The organism is Arthrobacter sp. CDRTa11, from assembly GCF_026427775.1.
GTDB lineage: Bacteria > Actinomycetota > Actinomycetes > Actinomycetales > Micrococcaceae > Arthrobacter.
In genome coordinates this window covers 2,212,548-2,235,991 of sequence record NZ_CP044532.1, presented here as the reverse complement: position 1 = coordinate 2,235,991, position 23,444 = coordinate 2,212,548, and the positions used below count along the sequence as shown (strand labels likewise).

The following is a 23,444-nucleotide window of genomic DNA, read 5'->3' as shown; positions in this document are numbered from 1 at the left end:
AGCGTGATAACCACACTACGGGATTCTCACGTCAAACTCCAGCTGGTAGCGTGAGAAGCATGAAGATCCCACTACCTCCCGCCCCAGGAACTGGCGAACACCCCTGCCTGGCGCTGGTCAACACCATCGTCACTCTTCCCGGCGGGCAACGGGTCGATGAACTCGACAGCCCGGAAAAAGCCACCGCATGGCTGGTAACGCAGGAACTCGTGCCCGAAGGCACCGGGCTGCTGGAATACTGCCAGCTACAACTCACCGACCTGCGGGGGCACCTCCGGGACGTCCTGGATTCGCAGACCAAGGGCGTCGCTCCGGACTCCTTATCCCTGGACGGCATCAATCATGCGCTGACCGCGGTGCCTAACGCAGCGCCGCTGCGTTACGACCCCGCCGAAGGGCTTTCCCGAATTCCGATCCATCCGCTAACACAACTGGTAGATCACGCCCTGGCGAATATCACCGAGGACGCCGCTTCCTTGTTGACGGGCCCGGATGCGCATCGCATCGCCCAGTGCGCTTCCACGCCCTGCGATCGATTTTTGATTCGGACCCACTCAAGGCGGCAGTGGTGCTCCGAACGATGCGGCGCCAGACAAAGAGCAAACCGCGCCTACGCCCGCAAACACGACAAGGCTTCGGCAGGATGACCAAAGCCGCTGTAGGTCAAACCGGGATAGGCAGGGCCGCCCGAGCCGCAGGGGGCGTGCCCGGGCGGTCTGAGGGCATGGTTGGTTAGGCTGCGGGAACGGAGTTCCGCCAAGCGCTCCAGCCGGCGTAGCTGCCGTCGAGTTCGACCACGTCGTACCCCGCCCGGCGCAGGGCGCTGGCCGCAACCGAGTTCCGTACCCCGGACTGGCAGTAGGTCACAATAGCTCCTTCGGCGGGCAGTTCGTCGAGGTGCCACATCAGGCGGCCGCCACTGAGCTGGTACGAGCCCGGGATGTGCCCGGCGGTGTGCTCGGTTTTGTTGCGGACATCCAGCACCGCGGCGGGATCGAATTTGTCGAGTTCCTTGGGCTGGATCAGCTTCGGTGTGAAGGTGGGGAGCCCTTCGATGCTGGTGACGTAGCCGGCGACGTTGTCAATTCCCACTCTCACCAAGTGGTCCCATATGTCCTGCGCGGCTTCCTGGTCCTGGGCCAGCAGCACCAGCGGGTTCTTGTCCGTTTCCGGGTTAACTACCCAGGCCCCGTAGCTGGCCACTGACTTGCCGGCCGGTACATTCAGGGATCGGGTTACGCTGCCTCCGTGGACCTCGCTGTTGGGGCGGGTGTCGATGAAGGTCAGGGTGTCCGCCGCCAGGCCTGCAGCAACTATGCCGGCTGCGAGTTCGGGCAGTGGTGTGCGCTTGCCCATGACTGCAGGGCCTTCACGGTTTTCGCGTTTCATTCGGCCGAAGTAGGCGTGGGCGTCGGGCTGGCCGTCGAGGAGTTCGTCGATGAAGCCCTGCTCGTCGTTGGCGGCGAGGTAGGGGCCCCACCAGGAGTAGAGCCGCTCGTAGCCAACCGTGGAGGACGGGATGGCGCCGAGGGCCTTGCCGCAGGCGCTGCCTGCGCCGTGGGCGGGGTGGACCTGGACGTAGTCGGGAAGGATGAGAAACTTGTCCCGGAGGCTGGCGAAGAGCTGCCTGGCGCCGTCGAAGCGGGTGTCGGTGCCGCCCGCTGCCTCGTCCAGCAGGTCCGGCCGGCCCAGGTCGCCGGAGAAAACGAAGTCACCCGAGAGCAGGTAGCCGGGCCGGTCGCTGAAGGCGCCGTCGGTGACCAGGAAGGACAGGTGCTCGGGGGTGTGGCCCGGGGTGTGCAGGGCCTGGATGCTGATGTTGCCGATGGTGATCTTATCGCCGTCATAGAGGCGTTCGGCGTCGAATTCGTACTGCCAGTCCGGTCCGCCCTCGCCGGAGACGTAGATCTTCGCGCCGGTGGTTGCTGCGAGTTCGCGGGTGCCGGAGAGGTAGTCGGCGTGGATGTGGGTTTCGGTGACGGCCACGATTTTCATGCCGTTCTTCTCAGCCAGTTCCTGGTAGACCGCGATGTCGCGGCGGCTGTCAACAACAACGGCGGTGCCGTTGGCCTGGCAGCCGATCAGGTAGCTGGCCTGGGCGAGGTCTTCGTCGTAAATGCGCTCGATAAGCATCTTGGGTGAGCTCCTTTGGATGAGGCGTGGAGGGTAGTTGGTCTTTCTTCACTCCGCAGTGCTGGGGCGGATTTTTGCTGTGGGTGTTAGGGCTGTTGCTGTGCGGCGTCGGCGCGGAGCTTGTCCATGTCCAGGTTTTTCACGGCCTGGATGACTTCCTCGAGTCCGGTGGCATTAAGGGCTCCGGGCTGGGAGAACACCAGTGTTTTGTCCTTGAAGGCCATCAGGGTCGGGATGGAGGTGATGCTTGCGGCTGCGGCGAGGGCCTGTTCTGCTTCGGTGTCGACCTTGGCGAAGGTGATATCCGGGTGCCTCTCAGCGGCGGCTCCGTAGGTGGGGGCGAACATACGGCAGGGACCGCACCAGGCCGCCCAGAAATCCACGAAGACGATCTCGTTGTTCTCCAGGGTCTGGCCGAAGCTCTGTTGGGTAATGTCGATGGTTTCCATTGTCTTTTGGGTCCTTTCGGGCTTTTGTCTTGGTTGGTGGCGGGGCTGCCGGGTTCAGGTGGGGGGGGAGGCCGGCGCGGGTCCAAGCGATCGTGCCGCCGGTCATTGTGTCCGCCGAATAGCCTGCGCCGTTGAGGGTGTCGGCCACGGCGGCACTACGGTTGCCGCTGCGGATTGCAGGGCACCGCGGCTCATGCCCTCTTCGATCTCGAATTCTTCGCGGACATCGAGGATGCGGGCGGTGGAGCGCCGCTCTTCGCTTCAGTGACGGTGATTTCAGCCACGGGTTTCTCTCTCGAAATAGTGTGGGGTGTTGTTAGCGGACGGGTTCGCCGGCCTGGCGCCAGGCGCTCATGCCGCCGCGCAGGGTGTAGGCCTCGTAACCCTGGGTAGCGAGGAGCCGGGCCGCTGAAGCGGAGCGGACACCGGACTGGCACATCGCGATCACGGGGCGGTTTTTGTTGATTCCAGCGGTGTTGGTCTGCAGCCGGTCCAGCGGGATGTGTTTTGCCTGGGGTGCCCGGCCGGAGCGCCATTCCTGCGCGGAGCGGACGTCGATCAGCGAGGCGCCCGAGGACAGGAGGTCCTTTGCCTCAGCGACTGAGACTGTTTTGTAGGGCTTGCTAAAGGCCTTCTTCAGGGAGCCGATGAGGCTCATGGTGTTCTCCTTGATGAGTGTTGCGGGTCAGGCAGGTGAGGGGACGCTGCTGCGGCGGCCGCTGCGGTTGCGCAGGGGGCAGGAACTGATGAAGAACCAGCAGATTCCGGCGGTGGCTGCGGTGAGAGCTGCGATTCCGGCGGCTATGAACCAGCGCAGGTCGGCCGGGGCCTGCTGGATGAGGACGAAGGTTCCCATGGCCATGACGAACCAGCCGAAGGCTTTGCGCAATGCGGCTTCCGGGATGCGACCTGCCAGCTTGGCACCGGCAAGGGTGCCCACAATGGCGGCGGCGGTCACGCCGAGGGTGATGCCCCAGTCCAGCTGGACGGTGGAGAGGTATCCGGCGAGCCCCGCGAAGGACTTCATCGCGATGACCACCAGGGAGGTGCCCACGGCGACGGACATCGGCAGGCCGCCCAGGAGTGCCAGGGCCGGGACCACGAGGAATCCTCCGCCTGCGCCGACCAGGCCCGTGATGAGCCCGACGACTGCCCCGTCCAGCAGCACCCTGGCAAGGGGTAGCTCGTGCTGGGCTGGCGCGCCTCCGTCGTCGTTCTTTATTTTCCGTCCGCGAAGCATGGCCACGGAGGTCCCCACCATCATAATGGCAAAGGCGATGAGCAGGACCTCGCCGGGGATCTGTCCGCCGAGCAGCCCGCCGACGAATGCGCCGGCCATGCCCGCCGCGCCGAAGATCAGGCCGGTCCGCCACCTCACCCTGCCGCCGCGAGCGTGGCTGAGCACGCTCACCGCCGAAGTCACGCCCACGACGAAAAGCGATGCTGCGATGGCTTCCTTCGCGTCGAACCCGGCGACGTAGACCAGAATCGGGACAGTCAGGATGGACCCGCCTCCGCCCAGGACGCCGAGCGAGAGCCCGATGACCACCGAGAGGGAAAGGACCAGGACCAGGGTGGCGGTCATGAGGCTTTGGCCTCCTCCCTGGTGTCAGCGACAGGCAGGGTCAGGATGGCGCTTTCGCGAGTGGGTTCCTTGGCTGCCTTGTTCCACGGCATTGCCGAGAGGGCCTGGCCCATGGCGCACGTATTGGTGGCTGCGGAGAAGGTGAGGCCGGCGCCTATGGCCCCGGCGAGCATGCGTATCTTCGGGGAGACGAACTTGCCGCCGGCCAGGCCCAGGACCACCAGGGAACCAGCGGCGAGGCGGACCTGGCGCTCCAGTGCCCAGCGGCCCGCACCCTTCACTACGTCTCCGCCGGCGGCAGCGAAGCCGGGTGGGCCGCCGGCCAGGACGTAGGCGCCATCAATGCCAGACTTGGCCAGGTGCTGGCGGGCCTGCTCGGCGCGGGCTCCGGACTGGCAGACCAGGACCACGCGGGAGCCCAGGCGGGCGGCGAGCTCGTCGGTGTGGGCGGACAGCAGCGGCAGGGGGACGTTGTAGGAGCCGCGAATGTGCATGGACTCGAATTCGGCGGCGGATCTCACGTCGATGACCACGAGGTCCTGGCGCTGGTCAATCCAGGTCCGGAGGGTTTCGGGAGCAAGGGCGGTGACGGCCGGTGCCGTGGAAGGGGAAGTCATTGCTGGCCTCTCGTCAGGGGAATGAGTGAATACCCCACCGAGTATTACAGATACCCGTGGGGGTATGTCAAACACCCCTGGGGGTATAGGATTGGAGAAGCCATCAAGATTCGGAGAAACCCTTGGAACTCAATCCCTCAGAACTGACGCCCGTGATCAACCGGCTCAAGCGCGCCCAGGGCCAGTTGGCCGCTGTCACCCGCATGCTTGAAGAAGGTCGAGACTGCAAGGACGTCGTCACGCAGCTCGCGGCCGTGTCCAAGGCGCTCGACCGGGCCGGATTCGCCATCATAGCCACAGGCCTGGAGCAGTGCATTGTCCAAAAGGACGCAACCATGGACAAGAAAGACCTGGAAAAGCTCTTCCTTTCCCTCGCTTGACCAGTCCGAGGTTCGAACTAGCTCAAATTAGAACGTAGACACGCAAAGGTATGCGGGTGGAGTCAGTCAAAGAGAGCTTCGAACCGGTCTTGAATTTTGGGGCCCTTCGTCGGTGCCGCGCTGATCAGCCCGTTGCTCTGCCGTCCGTCCCTTATGGATGCCTTCATTGACTTCGAACGCTCACTCATCCTGGAACAACAGCGAAAGGGAATCCCCTTGGCCACGCAATGCGGCGTCTACAAAGGCCGAAAAAGGACACTCGCCTGAGCGGTGGGGCCGAGCTGGCTCAAATTGTGCTGGGCAGAATCGCCGAGAGGAGGCACCTGTCGGGATCAACCGGCCGTAGAGTTCCGGCGAGGAATTTGCTGCTTGTACGCGAAAAGGGACGCCCTGAACTGGAGGCTTGTAATGGAGGGGTTTACGCTGCTCGGTTCAGGACTGGTGATCCATACACAGGCCAACTTTGCTCTGTGCAGCAGCATGCCCTGATGTTCAAGATGCCATCTAACGCTAGCGTGAGTTCCCTTGACGGGCGTAATTTGAAATAGGGAAATACGAGCAGGACTTGTATAGGCTCCAGTCCGACCTCGGCGTTCATTGGCACTCGTTTGGAGGAGACAAGGATGGCTGGATGGAACAATGACACCGCCGCCGGGCCATTGGGTGCCGGAACTGTAACCTTGGTGGAAGGAACGTCCTTCTGTATCTCCTTGCCGAATGGCGACATCCGTGAAGGATCCGCACATGGAGTCTTCCTTCAGGACACACGGATGGTTTCGGGGTGGCATCTCACGATTGACGGCCAATCACTGGAGCCGTTAGCGTCCGAGACACAGGAGCCCTATAGGGCACTCTTCGTCGGGCGGGTCATTCGAGTCGATGAGTATGCTGACAGCCCACTAATCGTTGAACGACTGCGGGAAGTAGACGCCGGGGTAACAGAGCGCATCACGGTGTGGAATTACTCCCTCAAGCCGGCGGTATGCGAGGTTTCGTTGAGCATTGCCTGCGATTTTGCAGACCTCTTCGAGGTGAAGGAGGCACGCACTCCTCGAAGATGGGATGAGATCCGCCAGCCTGATAATGAGTCGCTCGTCATCCGCGGGGCATGGCGCGACGCGCGGAAGGCTGTGATCTTCAAGGCTCCGGGCGCAAAGATCGAATCAGAAGGCTTGTCATTCCGGGTCGAAATCGCACCGCATACCTGCTGGAACACAACAGTCAGGATCGCTCCGCTCCTGGATGAGGCCACGTCGTCCAGCTCCTCGAGGAATCTGGCAGACACCCGAGAGGTGTCACCGAGCGACCGCCGTCGGCAGGAATGGGTCGCTAAGATTCCGGTGCTGCAAATCGGCAACCGCTCCATAGAACGAATACTTCGGCGCAGCTACGACGACCTCGGCGCCCTCCGCATAGAGGATCCGCACCATCAAAACCGGGTCGTCGTAGCCGCTGGCGCACCGTGGTTCATGACTCTGTTCGGCAGAGATTCGCTCTGGGCCTCGCTTATGGCCCTCCCCGTAGACCCTTCCTTAGCTTTGGGGACACTACAGACGTTGGCTGATCGGCAGGGCAGCCAAGTCGACGCGGTCAGCGAAGAAGAACCGGGCAAGATCCTCCACGAAGTCAGGCTGGACATCTCCAGTGGTCTTTCCCTCGGCGGCAAGTCCACCTATTACGGCAGCATAGATGCCACGCCCCTGTTCGTCATGCTCCTAGGAGCAGTGAGCCGCTGGGGATTCGCTGCAGATACCATCACCAACCTCCTTCCACACGCCGACCGCGCACTGGAATGGGTGCGTCGGCATGGAGATAGGGATGGAGATGGGTTCGTCGAATATGAGCGGCTGAACGATCAAGGACTTATCAATCAAGGCTGGAAAGACTCTTGGGATGGAATCAATTTTGCAGACGGTACCCTAGCCGAACCTCCAATTGCACTCTGTGAAGTTCAGGCCTACGTCTACACCGCCTACCTTGCGCGCGCCTGGATGGCATACGACGCCGGGGAAACAAACCTGGGAGATGACCTTTCTGCCCGCGCAGATGACTTGAAAAAGCGCTTCAACGAAAAATTCTGGATACCCGAACGGGGCTATTATGCCATCGCCCTTGATGGCAATAAGCGGCAGGTAGACGCCTGCGCGTCCAACATGGGCCACTGCCTGTGGCTTGGCCTTGTGGATGAAGACAAGGCACCAACGGTGGTAGAACGGCTGATGTCTGCGGAGATGTTCAGCGGATGGGGTATTCGGACACTCGCGAGCGATATGGGTGCATACAACCCCGCAAGCTACCACAATGGCTCGGTTTGGCCACACGATAATGCCATCATCGTGGCAGGGCTGGTTCGCTACGGCTTCATTTCCGAAGCCCAACGAGTTGCAACGGCACTGCTCGAGGCGGCCGATTATTGCGATGGTCGCCTCCCGGAACTCTTCTGCGGTTTCGAACGCGACAGATTCAAGGAACCGATTCCCTATCCCACCGCCTGCTCGCCGCAGGCTTGGGCCGCGACTGCTCCGATCCTGCTTATCACAAGCTTGATGCAGTACGACACGCACGTTTCACGCGGCGGTCTATGGATGGATCCCGTGCTCCCGGAATCCTATGGCGACCTTCACATCAGCAATGCCCCCATGAGTGACAGTCGCCTCACCATTGACATTGTCAACGGGCTGCCGTCCATCCAGGGGCTGCCCAGCGGGATGACATTTCATCGCGGCCACCGCCCCTGGTTAACTGAACTGGTAGAGCAAGCTAAGCGAAGCACATCTGCTTAGTAACACACGTCCGCCGTCGTTTTGATGCTGGTGTCTGATCAGACTGATTTACACCCAAGCCTTGACGGATGAGGTCCTGTACGTCTTGCCTTTCTTCAGGGACGGACCTAGAACTCAACCTGTCAGGACGAGGTTGGGGGCGCAAAATGGGTACCCGCAACCTCGACGACCTGCGTGCGCCCGTACAGGGCCTGACAGTCAACGGAGTGCGGGTGGAGTTCATCAAAGAAGGCTTGGTCTTCACTGGCGAGGACTCCCCCATAGCCAACCTCACGGTCTCCGTGACGGGTGCCTTCGCCGAATTCGATTGCTCCCTTATCAGGGAACGCCGAAGGGAAGGCCACGCTGGCCAAGCAGCGCGGCGCCTATAAAGGACGGAAAAAGACCTTCACACCGGAACAGGCGGCCGAGCTGGCCCAGCGCGCCGACAGCGGTGTTCCGAAAGCCGTCCTCGCCCGCGACTACGTGATCAGCAGGGAGACCACCTACCAGTACCTACGTCACGCCAAGCTTGAGTGATCCGCTCTTTGCCGGCGCCGTCGTTGTGGCACAGCCATTCTGGCCGCAGCCTGACGAAAGGTCGCACGCAGCCTGACGGAAGGTCCATTACCGCGTAAAGCGCGGGAGTAGAAGTAGCTACAAGAATTCTTGTTCTGTGGGGATTCTGGCGTTCTAAATGCGAAGGAGTGCCCGTATTTCGATTCAGATGTCCGAACCTGCCGGATCAGTTTCAGCGACGCAGACGACCTGGGGGAAAGCCTCCCGAACGCCGGGTGATCCGGGCCCTTTGACCGACTCTGAGCACCCTTGCGCGTTCTCTCCAGTGCTGCCGGCTTTCCGGACGTAGGGCGAGATGGGCATTGGTCAGCGCACTGTACGTCAAACCGAAAGTGGCCTCCAAACTGGCCCAGCGCCGCCGACAGCGGAATCCCGAAGCCCGTCCTTGCCGCCAGCGCATGTCGAAGGAACTTAGGTAATTGCTGGACCGATCCTCGGTGGGGCCAAGGATGGGCATCACTCGCGGTATAGCCGAATATCTTGGGCTATTCAGAGGCCAGCGGTGAGAACGACTGTGTGAGTGCGTCGCGGACGGCTCGGACGCTGTCCTTTTCGAGCGCTGCAGAGCGAGCTATGGCCACGATACTGCGATGTGAATTGCCTGGCAGTGTGGCAATGGGGCTCTTGGTAGGTCGCAGTCCCATCATGAGGGTAGTTGCCAGGGTGATTCCTACTCCCGATTCGGCGAGTGCAATGGAGACGGCTGTGTCCGTGACCGTGTGCTGGACTCGTGGCTCGATGCCTGCCCGTGCGCATGCAAAGCGGCAGGCCCTGCCGTAGTACGTTTCAATTGGGGGCAAAACCCATTCGGTTGCGTTGGCGTATTCCACTAGGGCTCGCTTATCGGCGGTGAGTGGAACAGCGGCTGGCGGAAGCACCATCAGGAATGGCTCTCGATAAAGCACTTCCGTAACCACTCCCCGCAACGGGGGCTGTGGTGCATCATCGTAGTTGAGTCCAAGGGCAATCTCTATCTGGTCAGACATGATCGCCTGCGGCATGTATTCGACGTCCACTTCCACCGCCTGAATGGCCACATGGGGGGCGGTTGCACGCAGCCGCTCGATAGCGGGCTGCATGGCTGACACGGCGGCAGATCCGAAGACACCTACTGTAACCACTGACCGCTGTTCCGACTGCGGACCGCTGAGGGCAGCTTCAGCCTTCCGTTCGGCCTCCAGAAGGGTTGTCGCGTGATGCAGCAAGGTCACGCCCGCATCAGTAAGAACGACCCGACGCCCGTCACGGGCAAAGATGGGCCGCGGAACGGCGGCCTGCAGCGCCGCCATTTGTTGTGACACTGCACCAGGGGTAAACCCTAAAGCTTCGGCGGCTGCAGTCATGGTGCCCCGGTCTGCAACCACCTTGAAAGTCTTCAGCTGCTCGAAGGTCCATTTCATATAGCAATTCTATACAAAGCTTTGAAAATTCATCGATTGACCTAAACCTATGGGTGGCGTGAAGCTTGATCCAGATACAGGACTGTTGGAGGGATCACATTGCAAACCAAACACGTGGATAACGTAGTAAAGCTGGCGACGACGCCAGCCGGGGCCTTGCCTGCCGCTGGTGAGGTGGTCATCATCGGTGGGGGCATCATGGGCACCAGCATTGCCTACCATTTGGCCGAGGCGGGTGTAAAGGACGTTGTCCTGATCGAGCGGAACGTCCTGGGATCGGGATCTTCTGCCAAGCCGTTGGGCGGCGTCCGTGCCACGTTCTCTGATCCGGGCAACATCAGGCTTGGGCAGCGCAGCCTGGAGGCCTACGAGCGGTTCAATGCGAAGTTCCGGACTGACATCGGCCTCCGGCAGGTGGGCTATCTCTTCCTGTGCCGGAACGAAGCGGAGCTCGGCCAGGTTGAGGAGAGCACTCATATTCAGAACCGGCTGGGCGGTTCCAGCAGGATGGTGTCACCGGAGGAGGCGTACCGGATCAACCCTTTCCTTGATCCGGCAGCACTCCTGGCGGCGTCCTACTCTCCAAGGGACGGTTTCGCCCAGCCATCCAAGGTAGTCCAGGCCTACGCCGAGGCAGCGCAGGAACTCGGCGTGACCATTTGCCAGGAAATAGAAGTCCTGGACATCGACGCTGCCGGTGGCACCGTCCGGGCGGTTCATACCAACCGTGGATCGATCCGTACCTCCACTGTTATCTGCACGGCGGGTGCCTGGTCGACAAGGCTCGGGGCGATGGCCGGTGTTCATCTGCCAATAGAACCTGTCCGCCGCCAGATCGGCATGACCCGCCAGATATCCAAGCCCTTGCCCACTGTTCCCTTCACCCTCGACCTGTCCACCACCCTGTACTTCCACAACTACCTGAACGGGATGCTTTTGGGCATTTCCAATCAGGACCAGGAACCGGGCTTCTGCCGCGAATTTGATTACCAGTGGCTGCCAGCTTTCAACCGCGCTGCGGAAATCGTCGCGCCGTCCCTGGCCAACCAAGAGCTGGAAGTCGGCTGGGCCGGACTGTACGAAAACACGCCTGATCACAACGCAATGATCGGTTCTTCAGACACGGTTGACGGCTTTATGTATGCCACGGGCTTTTCCGGCCACGGCTTCCTCCAGGGACCCGCTGTCGGCGAGCTGGTCCGGGACATGTACCTGGGCAGGGAATCCTTCATGGATCCGGAACAGTTCAGCGCCGCGAGGTTCGTCGGCGAGCTCTCCCAGGTGAGGGAAGTCCACATCATCTGAACCGCCCGGTGCACCAGCCCACGAATCACCCCGAAAAAGACACCAACAGAAAGGACCAAGCCCATGCCAACAACAAAGAAGCTTCAGCTGTGGGAACTGCGGGCTGAATTCGCCCTGCGACTGGCGACGCTTTACGGGAACGAAGTTCCCGCCTACAACACCCTCGTTGACGTCTCCCGGGAGGTCAACGAGGACTTCATTCGCCGCAACGGGAACGACGCCGAGCGGCTGGGCAGCATCCAGCGTGTCACCGCCGAACGCCACGGGGCCATCCGCGTGGGTTCAGCGCGGGAACTCGCCCAGGTTGCGCGGGTTTTTTCCGGCTTCGGCATGTATCCGGTGGGTTTCTACGACCTGCGGGATGCCTCAAAGAGTTCAGTCCCCGTGGTGTCCACCGCATTTCGTCCGATCGATCCAGACGAGCTGGCCAAGAACCCGTTCCGTGTGTTCACCTCCATGCTGGCCCACGACGACCGCCGCTTTTTTGATGCGGAAACAGAAAAGCAGCTCGAAGCCTTTATCGACGCGCGAACGCTGTTCAGCGAGGAACTCCTTGAGCTGGCGGACAAGGCCAGCGCGCAGAAGGACCTGGCACCGGAAGACGCCGCCCGCCTGCTGGACCTGGCTACTGCCGCCTTTGAACTGTCCCAGGAGCCGGTTGACCACGACTGGTACTTCAAGCTCGAACGGATCTCGGCCGTGGCCGCGGATATTGGTGGCGTCCCCTCCACCCACATCAACCACCTGACGCCGCGCGTGCTGGACATTGATGACCTTTACGCCCGGATGGAAGCCCGCGGAATCGCGATGATCGACGAAATCCAGGGCCCGCCGAACTGGGAAGGCCCCGACGTCCTGCTCCGCCAGACATCCTTCCGAGCCCTCGCCGAGGAACGGAGCTTCCGCCATCAGGACGGCGAAGTCCGCCCGGGCTCTCTTCGCGTCCGGTTTGGGGAAGTGGAACAGCGCGGGATCGCCCTGACCGAGCTTGGCAGGGACCTCTACGACAGGATGGTGGCCGACGTCGATAGCCTGCTGGCCGCAGGCCCGGCCGGAACCACCCGCGTGGAGGTAGCAGCGCAGGTCTGGCGGAAGAACCTTCCGGCCAGCGAGCAGGAACTTGCCCTCCAGGGACTGGCCTATTTCACCTATCGTGTGGCGGACGCCGGGCATGCCCCCCACAAGCAGACTGCCTCGCTGCGTGAACTGGTCGAGGGCGGCGTCCTTGTCCCGGAACCAATCGTCTACGAAGACTTCCTGCCCCGGTCCGCCGCCGGAATCTTCCAATCAAACCTCACCGACGACGGCTCACGCGACGACGGGCAGCTCGGCACTCCTTACGACATCGACCGGCTCTCGGAAGTGCTCGGAACCAGGATTTTCGACCCTAACGAGCTCTACTCAGCAGAACAGACCGCCTCAATCGAGGCAGCCGGGCGCCAGCTCGGCATCACCATCACCGACCTCCCCCCGTCAGCATCCAAAGCCTAACCCCGAAAGAAGGCCATCATGACCGCAATCACATCCACCATTCCCGCAACATCCCAAATCACTGAAGAGGTACGCAAAAGCCTCCGCTCCATCGGCGTCGATCCTGCATCGCTGGACGGAACCCGCGAAAGCCGCACACCCGTCACAGGTGAAGTCGTCCTCCACACCAAGGTCCACAACGACGAAGAAATCGAAGCGGCGATCGCCCAGGCAACTGAGGCCTTCAAGACCTGGCGCAACGTCCCCGCACCGGTCCGCGGCGCCCTGGTCAAGCGCTGGGGCCAGCTGCTGACCGAACACAAAGAAGACGTCGCCACCCTCATCACCGCCGAGGTCGGAAAAATCCGCTCCGAAGCGCTGGGCGAAGTCCAGGAAATGATCGACATCACGGACCTCGCCGTCGGCCAGTCCCGCCAGCTGTACGGCAAAACCATGCCGTCCGAGCGCCCCGGGCACAGGCTTGCCGAAACCTGGCACCCGCTGGGCGTCGTCGGCATCATCTCGGCTTTCAACTTCCCGGTGGCCGTCTACGCCTGGAACACTGCACTGGCCCTGGTTGCCGGCGATACCGTCGTGTGGAAGCCCGCCGACGCCACCCGCCTGTCCGCCCTCGCCGTCGACACCCTCCTCGCCCGTGCGGTCAAGGACGTGGGGGCACCCGAGGGAATTCATCAGCTGCTCCTCACTGACCGCGTCGGTGGACAGAAGCTGGTCGAGGACCCACGCATTGCTTTGGTTTCGGCGACGGGCTCAGTGCGCATGGGCCAGGAAATCGCGCCGCTGATCGCCAAGCGGTTCGGCCGTGCGCTGCTGGAACTCGGCGGCAACAACGGCGCTATCGTCGCCCCGTCCGCGGACCTGGATCTTGCCCTGCGCGGCATCGTCTTCGCCGCTGCGGGTACCGCGGGCCAGCGCTGCACCTCCCTACGGCGGCTCATTGTCCACTCCTCGATCGCCGATACCCTGGTCAGCCGGATTGTGGACGCCTACGGCACCCTGAGCATCGGCAGCCCCACCGAGGAGGCAAACCTTGTTGGGCCGCTGATCAACGCCGGCAGCTTCCAGGCACAGCAGGATGCACTCATCCAGGCCGTCGCAGAAGGCGGCGAGGTCATCTACGGAGGCGACCGCGTCCTTGCCGACGACGCACCGGAGGCCTACTACGTCCAGCCGGCCGTCGTCCGGATGCCCGCCCAGACCGCCGTCGTCCACGATGAAACCTTTGCCCCCATCCTTTACGTCCTGACCTACGAGACCCTGGACGAAGCCATCGAAATCCACAACAGCGTTCCGCAGGGCCTCTCCTCGGCAATCTTCACGCAGGACCAGACCGAAGCCGAAAGGTTCCTCTCCGCGAGCGGATCCGACTGCGGCATTGCCAACGTGAACATCGGCACCTCCGGTGCCGAAATCGGCGGTGCCTTCGGCGGTGAAAAGGAAACCGGCGGCGGACGTGAGTCCGGCTCCGATTCCTGGAAGGTCTACATGCGCCAGGCCACCAACACCATCAACTTCTCGGGCGAACTGCCGCTCGCCCAGGGCGTCAAGTTCCTCTAGGCACCACCACTTATGCGGCGGCCACCTCCGGGTGGCCGCCGCATCTTTCTTTCCCCAAGATTCCATGGGCACCGCCCACCAACCAGAGGAAGACCATCCATGAAGACAACCCAGGAACTGACAGAAGGGCTCCAAGGCCGGATTCTGACCGACCCGGACGAACTGGTCCGCTACAGTTCCGACGCCTCCCGAGCCATACCGCAAGGATTGCCTTTGGCCGTCCTGGCTGCGCGGACGGCCGAAGATGTGGCAGCCGGGCTCCGCTGGGCCGCGCGGAACAACGTCCCCGTGTCCGTCCGCGGTGCCGGGACGGGCCTCGCCGGCGGCGCCGTGGCTTATCCGGGCGGCCTGGTCATTTCGCTCGCCGAAATGGACTCCATCGTCAGCATCGATCCCGGCAACAGGCTCGCAGAAGTCCAGGCCGGCGTCATCACCGCTGACGTGGACGCCGCCGCCGCTGAATACGGCCTGATGTATGCCCCTGATCCTGCCAGCTACCGCCAGTCGACGATCGGCGGCAACATTGCCACCAACGCGGGCGGACTGCGCTGCGTAAAGTACGGTGTCACCACAGACAGCGTGGCCGGCCTGGAGGTGGTTCTGGCCGACGGCGAGATCATCCGCACCGGCTCGAAAACACGCAAAAATGTCGTGGGCTATGACCTCACCAGCCTGTTTGTGGGTTCCGAAGGCACCCTCGGCATCGTCACCGGTGCGACCCTCAGGCTGAAGCCCCGCCCCGCTGGCAGAGCCGTCACATTTCGCGCGACATTTCCTTCGGTCGCCAGCGCGGGCAGGGCAGTGACCGCCATCATGAACAGCCCGGTGGTCCCGGATGTCCTGGAATTGATGGACCGGGCCAGCGTGGAGATCGTCGAACAGTTCCACCCCACCGGGCTGTCGACAGATGGCGCTGCGATCCTGGTGGGTCAGTTCATATCGCTGACCTCCGGGGCCGATGCGGCGCTGGCGTCACGGCTCTGCCAGGAGGCGGGAGCCAGCAACGTGGAACAGGCCGACGGCGACGTACTCCTGGAGGCCCGCCGTGTCTCCGGCAAGGCACTGGATGCCAGGGGCCTGCGCGCGTCCTGCGATGTCGCTGTGCCGATCGCCCGACTGGCGGAGATGTTCGAAGGACTGGAGAAGATCAGCGCCGATGAGAACGTGGCAATACCAACATTTGCGCATGCCGGTGACGGCAATCTCCACCCATCCGTGGTCATCGAGGATGAATCAGCCGAAGCCTATGCGGAAGCAGAACGGATCCTGGACCTCATCACCGACCACGCTCTGCGCCTGGGCGGGACAATCAGCGGGGAACACGGCGTGGGATCACTGAAATTCGGGTCCCTCTCCAAACAGCTCGATCCTGCCACCCGCGCAGCGCACCAACGGATCAGGAGCGCTTTCGACCCCCAGGGGATTCTCACCCCGGGACGTGGCGTGTAGTACGACGGCGCGAACACCAAAGCGGCGGCCCCTCGGGGGACCGCCGCTTTGTCGTGCCGTTATGGGCCTAGCTGATGAGGCGTGCTTCGCCTGTGTCGGCTGCTGATGAATCCAGGCCGTTGGCCTTCAGAATCTCCTCGAGCTTGCCACTTTCCCGGAGGGTCTTCAGATCAGCGTTCAACGCCGCGAGCAGTTCGGCGTTCTGTTTGGGCACGGGGATGGCAATCTGTGCCGCTTCTTTGGACGCTGCGACAGCTTCGTGGGGTTTGATCACGGAGACCTGGAAGTCACTCTTTTTGTTGAACTGGGCTGAGCCGTAGCTGTCGATGCCAATGTCGATGCGGCCGGCCTCAAGGTCCTGGTTCATATTCAGCGTGGTCGGGTACACCTTCAGGGAATCGCCGAGCAGCTTCTTCATGTCATCAACCCACAGGTAGCCGTCGACGGTGCCAACGGTTTTGCCCTTAAGCTGCTCGGCGTCGTCCAGGCCGTCTTTGGAGATGATGGCCATCTGGTCTGTGTAGATGGGGTCGGTAAGGCCCACTATTTCAGCACGGGAGGCAGTGCGGTACCAAGCCGCAATAGACAGGTCGGCGCGGCCTGCCTGCACCGTGGGGATGTTCGCGGCTGTCGCAACCGACTTTGCTGATACTGACAGGCATTCCATTTCGGCGATGGCGTTAATGATGTCGCCGTCGACACCGGCCACTTTGTTGCCCTCGAGCTTTGAGAACGGGGGGAGGTCGTACAGCACGACCGACAGCTTTCCCTCCGCGACGGTCGGGAACTCGTGCGCAGGCTTGCAGTCGGCACTCGGGGCGCTGCTTGCCGTTCCGCCGCAGCCCGAGAGGGCGGTGGCAGCGAAGGCGAGGGCTGCAATGACTGTGGTCTTCTGGTTTTTCATGGTTTCTCCTTGGGGTGGGGACTTAGAGGTGTCGGGCAAGGCGCTTTTCGGCCCGGGAGGTGAGCCAGCTCGCCGGGATGGTGATGGCCGCGTACATCAGGCCTGCCAGAACCAACACGCTGAGGTAGTTGAAGGTCGAGGAGCCGATCGAGTACGCTTGGCTCAGCAATTCCGGCAGGGCCACGGTGTAGGCGAGGGAAGTGGCCTGGAATATCAGGATGGCAAAGCCGATGAGGGACGGAATCGCGATCCTCAAGCCCTGGGGAACGACAATGAACCGCAGGGTGTCACGACGGCTCATCCCAAGTGCCCCGGCGGCCTCGACCTCGCCCTGGGGGACGGCCTGGAGTCCGCCGCGCAGGATCTCACTCGTGTATGCCGCCGTCGTAGCAGCGAGTGCAACAACACTCGCCGCCATGGACGACAGCGTGAGCCCGCTGGCGGGAAGTCCGAAGTAGAAAATCTGCAGCACCACCAGGGCGGGGGTTCCACGGCCGATCTCGACGACGCCAATGATCAGGAGCCGGACAGCCTTTTTCCTGCTGCTGGCTCCTATGGCCAGCAGCAGGCCACCGGGAATACCAATGACAAGGCTGAGCAGGGCAACCTGGACACTGACGCCAAGGCCAGCAAGGAGGCCCGGCAGGAAAGTTGGCCAGTCGCTAAGAAAATTCATCGGGCTACTCGCATCCGGAGTCGGGCATCAAGGGCACGGGTCGCCCAGGCACAGGGAATGGTCATGATGACGTACACCAGTGCCGCCAGGAAGAACGGTCCAAGGGCGTCGGAGGTCTGGCGCGACTGATCGTTGGCGAAGTACACAATTTCGGAAACACCGATGGTGTAGGCCACTGAGGAGTCCTTGAGCAGCCCGATCGCGTAGCTGGCTGCCGCGGGCACGGAAACGCGGAAGACCTGAGGCCCGATGATGAACGTCAGCACCGATCCCCGCCCCATGCCAAGTGCTTCGCTGGCCTCCCATTGGCCGCGGGTAATGGCCGAAAGGCCTCCACGGTAGATCTCCGCCATGTAGGCACAGGAAATCAAGCCAAGGCCGACGACGGCAGATGTGATCGGGTCGAGCATGGGCAGGGCGGTGCCGAGGCCAAAGTAGATGATGAACAGCCAGACGATGGGCGGGATGCCACGCAGGATTTCAATTATGGAGACAGCTGCGAGGCTGATGATCGGAACGTTGGAGCGCCGGCCCAAGGCCAGTGGGATTCCGCCAACGGCGCCGATGGCAAGCGCGGCGACTGTGAGTCCGATTGTCATCGGGACGCCCTGCAGGATGGTCAGGAAGATGTCCACGTTGCCTCAGCGCTCCAGGACGGCGCGGAGGAACTCGCGCGTCCGGGCCTGGACCGGGTTGGTGAAAATCTGTTCCGGGTCCCCTTCTTCAAGGATTGAACCGTTTGCCATGACCACCAGGTGATCAGACACGTCCCGGGCGAACTGCATCTCATGCGTCACCACGACCATGGTCATTCCTTCGGCGGCCAGTTCCTTCATGACGGCCAGGACTTCCAGACCTACCTCGGGGTCCAGGGCAGACGTTGGCTCATCAAAGAGCATCACCCTCGGGTCCAGGGCCAAGGCCCGGGCAATGGCGATGCGCTGCTGCTGCCCGCCGGAACAGCGGGCAGGGTACTGCTTAGCCTTGTCCGCCAGGCCTACGCGCTCCAGGAGTTTCATGGAGCGGAGGTCGGCGTCCTTGCGGGAGCGTCCCAGAACGCGCTCCTGCGCGATGCTGACGTTGCGCAGCACGTTCAGATGTGGGAACAGGTTGAAGGACTGGAACACCATTCCGACATTGCGCCGCAGCGCGGCCAGGTCTTTCGCCGTGAAGTTGGTGCTGGCGTCGATCTGGTTGCCTTCGACCGTGATGCATCCGGTGTCGGGCCGCTCCAGTAGGTTGATGCAGCGCAGCAGCGTGCTTTTGCCGGCGCCACTGGGACCAATCATTGCGGTGACCTCCCCCTCGCGTACCGACAGCGAAACATTGTTGAGGACGGTGTGGTCTCCGTACGTCTTGGCAACAGATTCGAGCTGTATCGCCATGGGCTTGGTCAAGGGTTTTTCGTGCATATGTGGCGGCATTCTGGCTGTGCTCCTATGGACTGGCTCATGGGATACATGGATGGGGAAATCGGGGCCTCGGCGGGCTTGGGGCAGCCCGTTCTAGTTGGTCAGTGTCCGAGTCATGCCCGACCTGTCTGCTTGACTATGCCCGACGTTTCCGACCCGAGGAAGCGATTCAGAATGACCGATTGTGGCCCTAGGGCAAGCATTACTTGGTCTGGAGTTGTGACCAGCATCACCGCCGCAGAAACCAATGGAAGTGGCCTCACATGGTGCAAACACGGGTTGCCCGGCGACTCAAGTGCCGGAAGCTCGTCGCTGATCCCGCCCCGGTCTTTGCGGATGTGTCCGGCATGGGGTTAGCTGGCCGTATGCTCAATCCCCTGCACTTGAGAACCCTCGTAGTAGTTCTCCGGACCGGTTCGTTTGCCGAGGCCGCACGCCGGCTTGGCTACACAGGCTCAGCCGTTTCACAACAGATGGCCAGTCTGGAACGGGCAGTAAAGATGACTCTTTTCGAGAGGGACGCCCACGGGATCAGGCCCACCCCGACCGCGGGTTTCCTCGCCGAAAAGGCGCAGGAAGCGCTCGCTGCCTTTGGAGTATTCGAAGACGAGGTGCGCGCCATGTCTGAAGGCAGCATCGGACGCGTTCGGCTGGGCAGCTTCCCAACAGCGAGCCAGAAGCTCCTTCCGCTGGCGCTCTCAGACTTTGTCCAGGCACACCAGAAGGTCACCATACAACTCGACGAAGGGGAACCGGACAAGCTCGTCCCCCTGCTGCTCGACCGGGACCTGGACCTCGCGCTGGTGTACCACTACGACCTTGTTCCGCACGCCTGGCCGAAGGCCTTGAAGTCCACGCCACTTCTAACCGAAGAACTGATCTTGCTCCTTCCCGGAGGTCACCGGCTGGAAGGCATGGAAATCTCGCTCGCAGACCTCAAAAATGAGACCTGGGTTTCATCCGGGGCGAGAACATCAGGGGCACGTTCCCTGCGAAGGGCATGCGCCGCGGCCGGCTTTGAACCTGATGTTGATTTTCGAAGTGACGATTACGACGTCATCAGGGGATTTGTCCGTTCCGGGCTTGGAATCGCCCTCATCCCGGCATTGGGCCACAAATACAGTAGCGACATCTCCACTGCGCGGATCCTGGACCTTCGCGTCCGCCGGCATGTCCTGGCCCTTTATCCGCACACCACGGTCAATCCCGCGGTTGAGGGTGCTCTCCTGGCCCTGCAGACTGCAGCCCGGACCTCCGCGGATGTGACTCCCGGCGTCCATGTGGGATAAGGCAGGGTCACACTAAGCCCCTCTCTGGCTGGGCCAGGCCAAGGATTGCTTATGCCGCCTGCACCAACTGTGGCACTGCAGCTCTGGCGGAGCCCGGGATCCGCCCCTCAAGCTAAGTAGTAGTTACTAATGCTCACGACAAGGGGATAGATCAAAATGACAGACAGCGTATTTTCAATGATCGACGAATGGGGCCCGGAAAAGATTGTTGTGGTGTCAGACCGGAAGACGGGGATGCGCGGAGTCCTCGTCCTAGACAACACCGCACGCGGAACCGGCAAGGGCGGAACCAGGATGAGCCCCAGCCTCTCCGTCCAGGAAGTGGCGCGGCTCGCCAGGACCATGACCTGGAAATGGGCCGCTGTTGATCTCTTTCACGGCGGGGCCAAGGCTGGTATCCTCGGCGATCCCAACGACCCAAAGAAGGAATCGATACTGCGGGCCTTCGCCCGTGCCCTCTCAAACGAGGTTCCGTCCGAGTATGTTTTTGGGCTCGACATGGGACTGGCCGAGGAGGACGCCGCCATCTTCCTCGACGAACTCGGGGACCGCGGCGCATCGACCGGACTTCCCAGGGCGCTGGGCGGGCTCCCCTACGACCAGCTGGGGGTCACGGGATACGGGGTCGCGGAAGCCACGGAAGCGGCGGCCCAACACCGGAACATCTCCATCCAGGAATCGCGTGTTTCGATCCAGGGTTTCGGAGCCGTGGGGCAGGCTGCCGCAGTGCGCCTCGTGGAACTGGGGGCCACCATCGTGGCGGTATCGACGTCGGCGGGTGCTGTCCATGACCCCAACGGCCTAAACGTCGCCAGGCTGGCGAACCTTCGTGCCGAGGCTGGCGACGCCTGCGTGCGCCACTACGGATCAATGCAGCCAGCAGACACCGCAATGACAGTGGACGCCGACATCCTGATCCCCGCTGCCCGAGAGGACACCGTCAACGATGTCATCGCAGCGTCGACAAACGTGAAACTCGTGATTGAAGGGGCCAACCTCCCGACCTCCCCAAGCTCCCGCCGCATTCTCCACGAGCGCGGCATCACCGTCGTTCCGGACTTCATCGCCAACGCCGGCGGCATCGTGGCGGCAGCCCACTCGATGGCTGCAAGATACTCACCGTTCGTGATAGACCCAGCGGAGATCTTCACGATGATCTCCACAAAGTTGAGGGCCAACACAACAGCTGTCCTGGAGGAGAGCAGCCGTAACTACCTAACGCCACATGAGGCCGCCTATGCCATCGCCCAAAAGCGGGTCCTTGAAGCAATGCAGCTTCGTCGACAGATCCCTAAACCAGTCACCGAGACAGTCGATGTCCTTATCTAAAGTCAAGGCTCAGCCGACACCCTTGTGCGCCTCATGACTCACTGCCCGGCGAGGGCAACTCCTCCTGATGCATCCGGCCGACCCGAATTACACCGGAACGAAGCTGCTTACCATCAGCCCGGAAACGCCCCCCACAGGCTTCCAGTGATTCAAGGTCTCGACGCGCTTTCAGCGGGCGTTGATCGGCGCCCGCTCGCCGTGTTAGACGAAACTGCCCTGACGAACCTGGGATGTGCTCCAAAGCGGTACGTATCCACGGCACTGAGCTGGAACTGTATTCGCCTGTAGTCAAGCGGGCGGGCTCAACTGGCAGCTGGCTTGGCAGCCAATTCACTGGCGCGCACGCTGTCGGGCCTGGTCTCACTGCCATTGACGGCGCTCCTCCACGACGTCACGACAGGCCGCCGGGCCGCCGGGGCCGCCGATCATGTCGTCCGGAACATCCGGGCGATAAAGTGGTGATGCATACGCGCTCGCCTACGGCGCCGAATTGGCGTACGCGGCCGACTTCAGCGTCGGCACTCCTGCCGTGTGGATGGGCAACCCCGAGACAAACCTCGGCATCCTCGCCGCGGCCGGTGCCACATGACGGCTGAAGGAGTTCGTCGGGGAACCGGTGGCCAAAAAGATCCTCCTCGCCGCCTGAATCCTGAACTCCCGATCGTGATTGTGGCCAGCGTCTGTGTTGAAACTCTGGCAAAGGCATGCAAAAGCGGCCCCGAGCTCCTCCGGCCTCTCGGTGAAGTTGAATTCCCCAACAATGTAGCCGAATAGGGGATCACGCTTGGTTCAACAAAGGTGGCAGCGGCGATCGTTGGACCTGCGGGTCTGAGCGCAGGAGGCGCCGTCCCCGGGCTCTTGGACCTGTCCCTCGCCGCGGCCTCCAACCGCTCCGCGGAGTACGGCAGTCCGCTCTTGAACTCGGCACGGATTCGGGCCGGAGGTATTGTGTTAATCCTTCTCCAGCCGCCTGCTGTGGCACACATCCTTCCGGCTCGTTTTTGCCGAGCTGTCGAAGAGGGACCTATCTTTTGTAGCCGCGGTCTTCCACCATCAGCTCAGAGAAGTTGCCCACTGGCGGACACTTTTTCGTCCACCGCTATCGTCCTGGACCACATGGGACCTGCGGGCACGGATCGAAGTAAGGAAGCAAAGAAAGAACTCTTCGGGAAGCCGGGCGTTCAAGTGGCCACGCAGCGCTGCTGGATCTCACCAGCAGAGCTGCCGGCACGTCCGTTAGAGTCGGAGGTCTCGCAACCACAGCTCAACGCTGCGGGGTTCCAGACCAAGAAGCTTCTGCGCAGACCGGGCTTCAGGTATGAGCTCGTCAGTCTGGCCCTGCCGGTACTTGTATGACTCAACCACTGGTACGGCCGCCGCTTCCCCGAAGACGGGGACGATGAGCTCACCGAAGCCTTCCGGGCTCAACGCCTCAAAGACAATCTCCTTTTTGAAACCCTTAGAGAAGCCGGCAGCAAGATCAGCGCCTAAAAGTCCTGGCAGCGCGCCGACAGAGACGATACCGGTAACGTCACGGTTCACCAGCAGGTGTACCACGACATCGGCGACATCCAGGTGCGAACTCCAGGAGGTCGCATAGTCCTCCCGCAGCGGATACCGCAGCACCCCCTCCGCCAAAGCAGGTTCGTGAATCGCCGGCATCAGCAGGTTCTCCAAATACAGGCGCGGCTCCACTACCGCATACGAAACTGCACTGGCTTCGAGTTCGCGAAGCATCGTGCTGGGACCGTCTGACCCTTCATTGTTATGTTCAACCGAGTAGCCACTGGTCGAGAACACCACCCGGGCAGGCCGCGCCCGCCGCACCGCTTCGCCGATGGTTTCCGCAAACGCTGTCTGGTCTTCCGGCCGACCCAACGGGAGATGGACGAAGACTCCCTCAGCACCTTCATACGCTTGGACAAGGGAATGTACCGAGGAATAATCGACGGCTACAGCCGGGCCATCGATCGTTGAAACATCGCGAACCGCAGCCACGGCCGGGTGACCGTGGGCCTTCAGGGCAGCAAGAACAGGGGAACCTTGGGCGCCAGTGGCGCCGTGAACTATGTACGTCATTCGTCTATTACTGCATATGATGCATCGGTTACATCAACTGCCCTAATG

The 23,444-nt window shown here is 62.1% G+C and carries 20 protein-coding genes and 3 pseudogenes; 11 read left to right on the top strand and 12 right to left on the bottom strand.

Features of this window, described 5'->3' with window-relative positions; all coding sequences use genetic code 11:
- Window positions 1-59 precede the first annotated feature (59 nt).
- Complete coding sequence (locus F8G81_RS10110) at window positions 60-647, top strand: CGNR zinc finger domain-containing protein (protein ID WP_267278834.1); 588 nt, start codon at window positions 60-62, stop codon at window positions 645-647.
- Window positions 648-732: 85 nt separating this feature from the next.
- Here F8G81_RS10110 and F8G81_RS10105 read toward each other — a convergent pair whose 3' ends face one another.
- From F8G81_RS10105 to F8G81_RS10080, 6 genes and pseudogenes are all read right to left on the bottom strand, one after another.
- Complete coding sequence (locus tag F8G81_RS10105) at window positions 733-2,133, bottom strand: MBL fold metallo-hydrolase (protein WP_267278833.1); 1,401 nt, start codon at window positions 2,131-2,133, stop codon at window positions 733-735.
- 86 nt (window positions 2,134-2,219) lie between these two features.
- Window positions 2,220-2,582: a thioredoxin gene (gene trxA / locus F8G81_RS10100; protein WP_267278832.1), complete on the bottom strand. Its 363-nt coding sequence runs from the start codon at window positions 2,580-2,582 to the stop codon at window positions 2,220-2,222.
- Window positions 2,583-2,646: 64 nt separating this feature from the next.
- Window positions 2,647-2,866: pseudogene (locus tag F8G81_RS10095) on the bottom strand (rhodanese-like domain-containing protein); the annotation flags it as partial.
- Between the two features lie 32 nt (window positions 2,867-2,898).
- Window positions 2,899-3,240, bottom strand: coding sequence for a rhodanese-like domain-containing protein (locus F8G81_RS10090; RefSeq protein ID WP_267278831.1), 342 nt, complete (start codon window positions 3,238-3,240; stop codon window positions 2,899-2,901).
- A 27-nt stretch (window positions 3,241-3,267) separates the two neighbouring features.
- Entirely contained in the window at window positions 3,268-4,167 is a 900-nt protein-coding gene (locus F8G81_RS10085; protein WP_267278830.1) for a sulfite exporter TauE/SafE family protein, read from the bottom strand.
- Window positions 4,164-4,784 carry a rhodanese-like domain-containing protein gene (locus tag F8G81_RS10080; RefSeq protein WP_267278829.1) on the bottom strand — a complete coding sequence of 207 codons (621 nt, stop codon included), beginning with the start codon at window positions 4,782-4,784 and terminating at the stop codon, window positions 4,164-4,166. Before F8G81_RS10080 ends, F8G81_RS10085 begins: the two co-directional genes overlap by 4 nt.
- A 122-nt stretch (window positions 4,785-4,906) precedes the next feature.
- Between F8G81_RS10080 and F8G81_RS10075 the strand changes: the two genes are divergently transcribed.
- The 3 genes and pseudogenes from F8G81_RS10075 to F8G81_RS10060 all read left to right on the top strand — a co-directional run.
- Window positions 4,907-5,164, top strand: a complete 258-nt coding sequence (locus F8G81_RS10075; protein WP_011777016.1) for a metal-sensitive transcriptional regulator — start codon at window positions 4,907-4,909, stop codon at window positions 5,162-5,164.
- Window positions 5,165-5,787: 623 nt separating this feature from the next.
- Window positions 5,788-7,947 carry a glycogen debranching N-terminal domain-containing protein gene (locus F8G81_RS10065; RefSeq protein WP_267278828.1) on the top strand — a complete coding sequence of 720 codons (2,160 nt, stop codon included), beginning with the start codon at window positions 5,788-5,790 and terminating at the stop codon, window positions 7,945-7,947.
- Between the two features lie 155 nt (window positions 7,948-8,102).
- Window positions 8,103-8,466, top strand: a pseudogene (locus F8G81_RS10060) (recombinase family protein); the annotation flags it as partial.
- Between the two features lie 524 nt (window positions 8,467-8,990).
- Here the strand turns inward: F8G81_RS10060 and F8G81_RS10055 are convergent.
- Window positions 8,991-9,905, bottom strand: a complete 915-nt coding sequence (locus F8G81_RS10055) for a LysR family transcriptional regulator (RefSeq protein WP_267278827.1) — start codon at window positions 9,903-9,905, stop codon at window positions 8,991-8,993.
- Between the two features lie 114 nt (window positions 9,906-10,019).
- Between F8G81_RS10055 and F8G81_RS10050 the strand changes: the two genes are divergently transcribed.
- The 4 genes from F8G81_RS10050 (at window position 10,020) to F8G81_RS10035 (ending at window position 15,707) form a co-directional block, all read left to right on the top strand.
- Complete coding sequence (locus F8G81_RS10050; RefSeq protein WP_267278826.1) at window positions 10,020-11,210, top strand: NAD(P)/FAD-dependent oxidoreductase; 1,191 nt, start codon at window positions 10,020-10,022, stop codon at window positions 11,208-11,210.
- A gap of 63 nt (window positions 11,211-11,273) precedes the next feature.
- Window positions 11,274-12,701, top strand: a complete 1,428-nt coding sequence (locus F8G81_RS10045; protein ID WP_267278825.1) for a VOC family protein — start codon at window positions 11,274-11,276, stop codon at window positions 12,699-12,701.
- 18 nt (window positions 12,702-12,719) lie between these two features.
- Window positions 12,720-14,258, top strand: a complete 1,539-nt coding sequence (locus tag F8G81_RS10040) for an aldehyde dehydrogenase family protein (RefSeq protein ID WP_267278824.1) — start codon at window positions 12,720-12,722, stop codon at window positions 14,256-14,258.
- A 99-nt stretch (window positions 14,259-14,357) separates the two neighbouring features.
- A complete protein-coding gene (locus tag F8G81_RS10035; RefSeq protein WP_267278823.1) occupies window positions 14,358-15,707 on the top strand; it encodes an FAD-binding oxidoreductase in 1,350 nt (449 codons plus the stop codon).
- A 67-nt stretch (window positions 15,708-15,774) separates the two neighbouring features.
- Here the strand turns inward: F8G81_RS10035 and F8G81_RS10030 are convergent, their stop codons facing one another.
- From F8G81_RS10030 to F8G81_RS10015, 4 genes are read right to left on the bottom strand one after another with little or no spacing between them, the layout of a single operon-like run.
- A complete protein-coding gene (locus F8G81_RS10030; RefSeq protein ID WP_267278822.1) occupies window positions 15,775-16,611 on the bottom strand; it encodes a substrate-binding periplasmic protein in 837 nt (278 codons plus the stop codon).
- A 22-nt stretch (window positions 16,612-16,633) separates the two neighbouring features.
- The gene (locus F8G81_RS10025; protein ID WP_267278821.1) at window positions 16,634-17,287 is read right to left on the bottom strand and encodes an amino acid ABC transporter permease; all 654 of its coding nucleotides are present in this window, start codon (window positions 17,285-17,287) and stop codon (window positions 16,634-16,636) included.
- Complete coding sequence (locus tag F8G81_RS10020) at window positions 17,284-17,922, bottom strand: amino acid ABC transporter permease (protein WP_267278820.1); 639 nt, start codon at window positions 17,920-17,922, stop codon at window positions 17,284-17,286. Before F8G81_RS10020 ends, F8G81_RS10025 begins: the two co-directional genes overlap by 4 nt.
- Window positions 17,923-17,928: 6 nt before the next feature.
- Window positions 17,929-18,699, bottom strand: a complete 771-nt coding sequence (locus F8G81_RS10015) for an amino acid ABC transporter ATP-binding protein (protein WP_267278819.1) — start codon at window positions 18,697-18,699, stop codon at window positions 17,929-17,931.
- A 263-nt stretch (window positions 18,700-18,962) separates the two neighbouring features.
- On the opposite strand from F8G81_RS10015, the gene F8G81_RS10010 reads away from it, so the two are divergent.
- The 3 genes and pseudogenes from F8G81_RS10010 to F8G81_RS23585 form a co-directional block, all read left to right on the top strand.
- Window positions 18,963-19,988: a LysR family transcriptional regulator gene (locus F8G81_RS10010; protein ID WP_267278818.1), complete on the top strand. Its 1,026-nt coding sequence runs from the start codon at window positions 18,963-18,965 to the stop codon at window positions 19,986-19,988.
- Between the two features lie 156 nt (window positions 19,989-20,144).
- Entirely contained in the window at window positions 20,145-21,317 is a 1,173-nt protein-coding gene (locus tag F8G81_RS10005; RefSeq protein WP_267278817.1) for a Glu/Leu/Phe/Val family dehydrogenase, read from the top strand.
- A 460-nt stretch (window positions 21,318-21,777) separates the two neighbouring features.
- Window positions 21,778-21,903: pseudogene (locus F8G81_RS23585) on the top strand (enoyl-CoA hydratase/isomerase family protein); the annotation flags it as partial.
- A gap of 650 nt (window positions 21,904-22,553) precedes the next feature.
- On the opposite strand, the gene F8G81_RS09995 reads toward F8G81_RS23585, so the two are convergent.
- Window positions 22,554-23,396: an SDR family oxidoreductase gene (locus F8G81_RS09995; protein ID WP_267278816.1), complete on the bottom strand. Its 843-nt coding sequence runs from the start codon at window positions 23,394-23,396 to the stop codon at window positions 22,554-22,556.
- Between the last annotated feature and the right edge of the window lie 48 nt (window positions 23,397-23,444).

Excerpts from the sequence above, each read along its gene's own strand:
- F8G81_RS10110 (WP_267278834.1), top strand. The coding sequence starts at position 60 with ATGAAGATCCCACTACCTCCCGCCCCAGGAACTGGCGAACACCCCTGC.
- F8G81_RS10105 (WP_267278833.1), bottom strand. The coding sequence starts at position 2,133 with ATGCTTATCGAGCGCATTTACGACGAAGACCTCGCCCAGGCCAGCTAC.
- trxA (WP_267278832.1), bottom strand. The coding sequence starts at position 2,582 with ATGGAAACCATCGACATTACCCAACAGAGCTTCGGCCAGACCCTGGAG.
- F8G81_RS10090 (WP_267278831.1), bottom strand. The coding sequence starts at position 3,240 with ATGAGCCTCATCGGCTCCCTGAAGAAGGCCTTTAGCAAGCCCTACAAA.
- F8G81_RS10085 (WP_267278830.1), bottom strand. The coding sequence starts at position 4,167 with ATGACCGCCACCCTGGTCCTGGTCCTTTCCCTCTCGGTGGTCATCGGG.
- F8G81_RS10080 (WP_267278829.1), bottom strand. The coding sequence starts at position 4,784 with ATGACTTCCCCTTCCACGGCACCGGCCGTCACCGCCCTTGCTCCCGAA.
- F8G81_RS10065 (WP_267278828.1), top strand. The coding sequence starts at position 5,788 with ATGGCTGGATGGAACAATGACACCGCCGCCGGGCCATTGGGTGCCGGA.
- F8G81_RS10055 (WP_267278827.1), bottom strand. The coding sequence starts at position 9,905 with ATGAAATGGACCTTCGAGCAGCTGAAGACTTTCAAGGTGGTTGCAGAC.
- F8G81_RS10045 (WP_267278825.1), top strand. The coding sequence starts at position 11,274 with ATGCCAACAACAAAGAAGCTTCAGCTGTGGGAACTGCGGGCTGAATTC.
- F8G81_RS10040 (WP_267278824.1), top strand. The coding sequence starts at position 12,720 with ATGACCGCAATCACATCCACCATTCCCGCAACATCCCAAATCACTGAA.
- F8G81_RS10035 (WP_267278823.1), top strand. The coding sequence starts at position 14,358 with ATGAAGACAACCCAGGAACTGACAGAAGGGCTCCAAGGCCGGATTCTG.
- F8G81_RS10030 (WP_267278822.1), bottom strand. The coding sequence starts at position 16,611 with ATGAAAAACCAGAAGACCACAGTCATTGCAGCCCTCGCCTTCGCTGCC.
- F8G81_RS10025 (WP_267278821.1), bottom strand. The coding sequence starts at position 17,287 with ATGAATTTTCTTAGCGACTGGCCAACTTTCCTGCCGGGCCTCCTTGCT.
- F8G81_RS10015 (WP_267278819.1), bottom strand. The coding sequence starts at position 18,699 with ATGCACGAAAAACCCTTGACCAAGCCCATGGCGATACAGCTCGAATCT.
- F8G81_RS10010 (WP_267278818.1), top strand. The coding sequence starts at position 18,963 with ATGGTGCAAACACGGGTTGCCCGGCGACTCAAGTGCCGGAAGCTCGTC.
- F8G81_RS10005 (WP_267278817.1), top strand. The coding sequence starts at position 20,145 with ATGACAGACAGCGTATTTTCAATGATCGACGAATGGGGCCCGGAAAAG.
- F8G81_RS09995 (WP_267278816.1), bottom strand. The coding sequence starts at position 23,396 with ATGACGTACATAGTTCACGGCGCCACTGGCGCCCAAGGTTCCCCTGTT.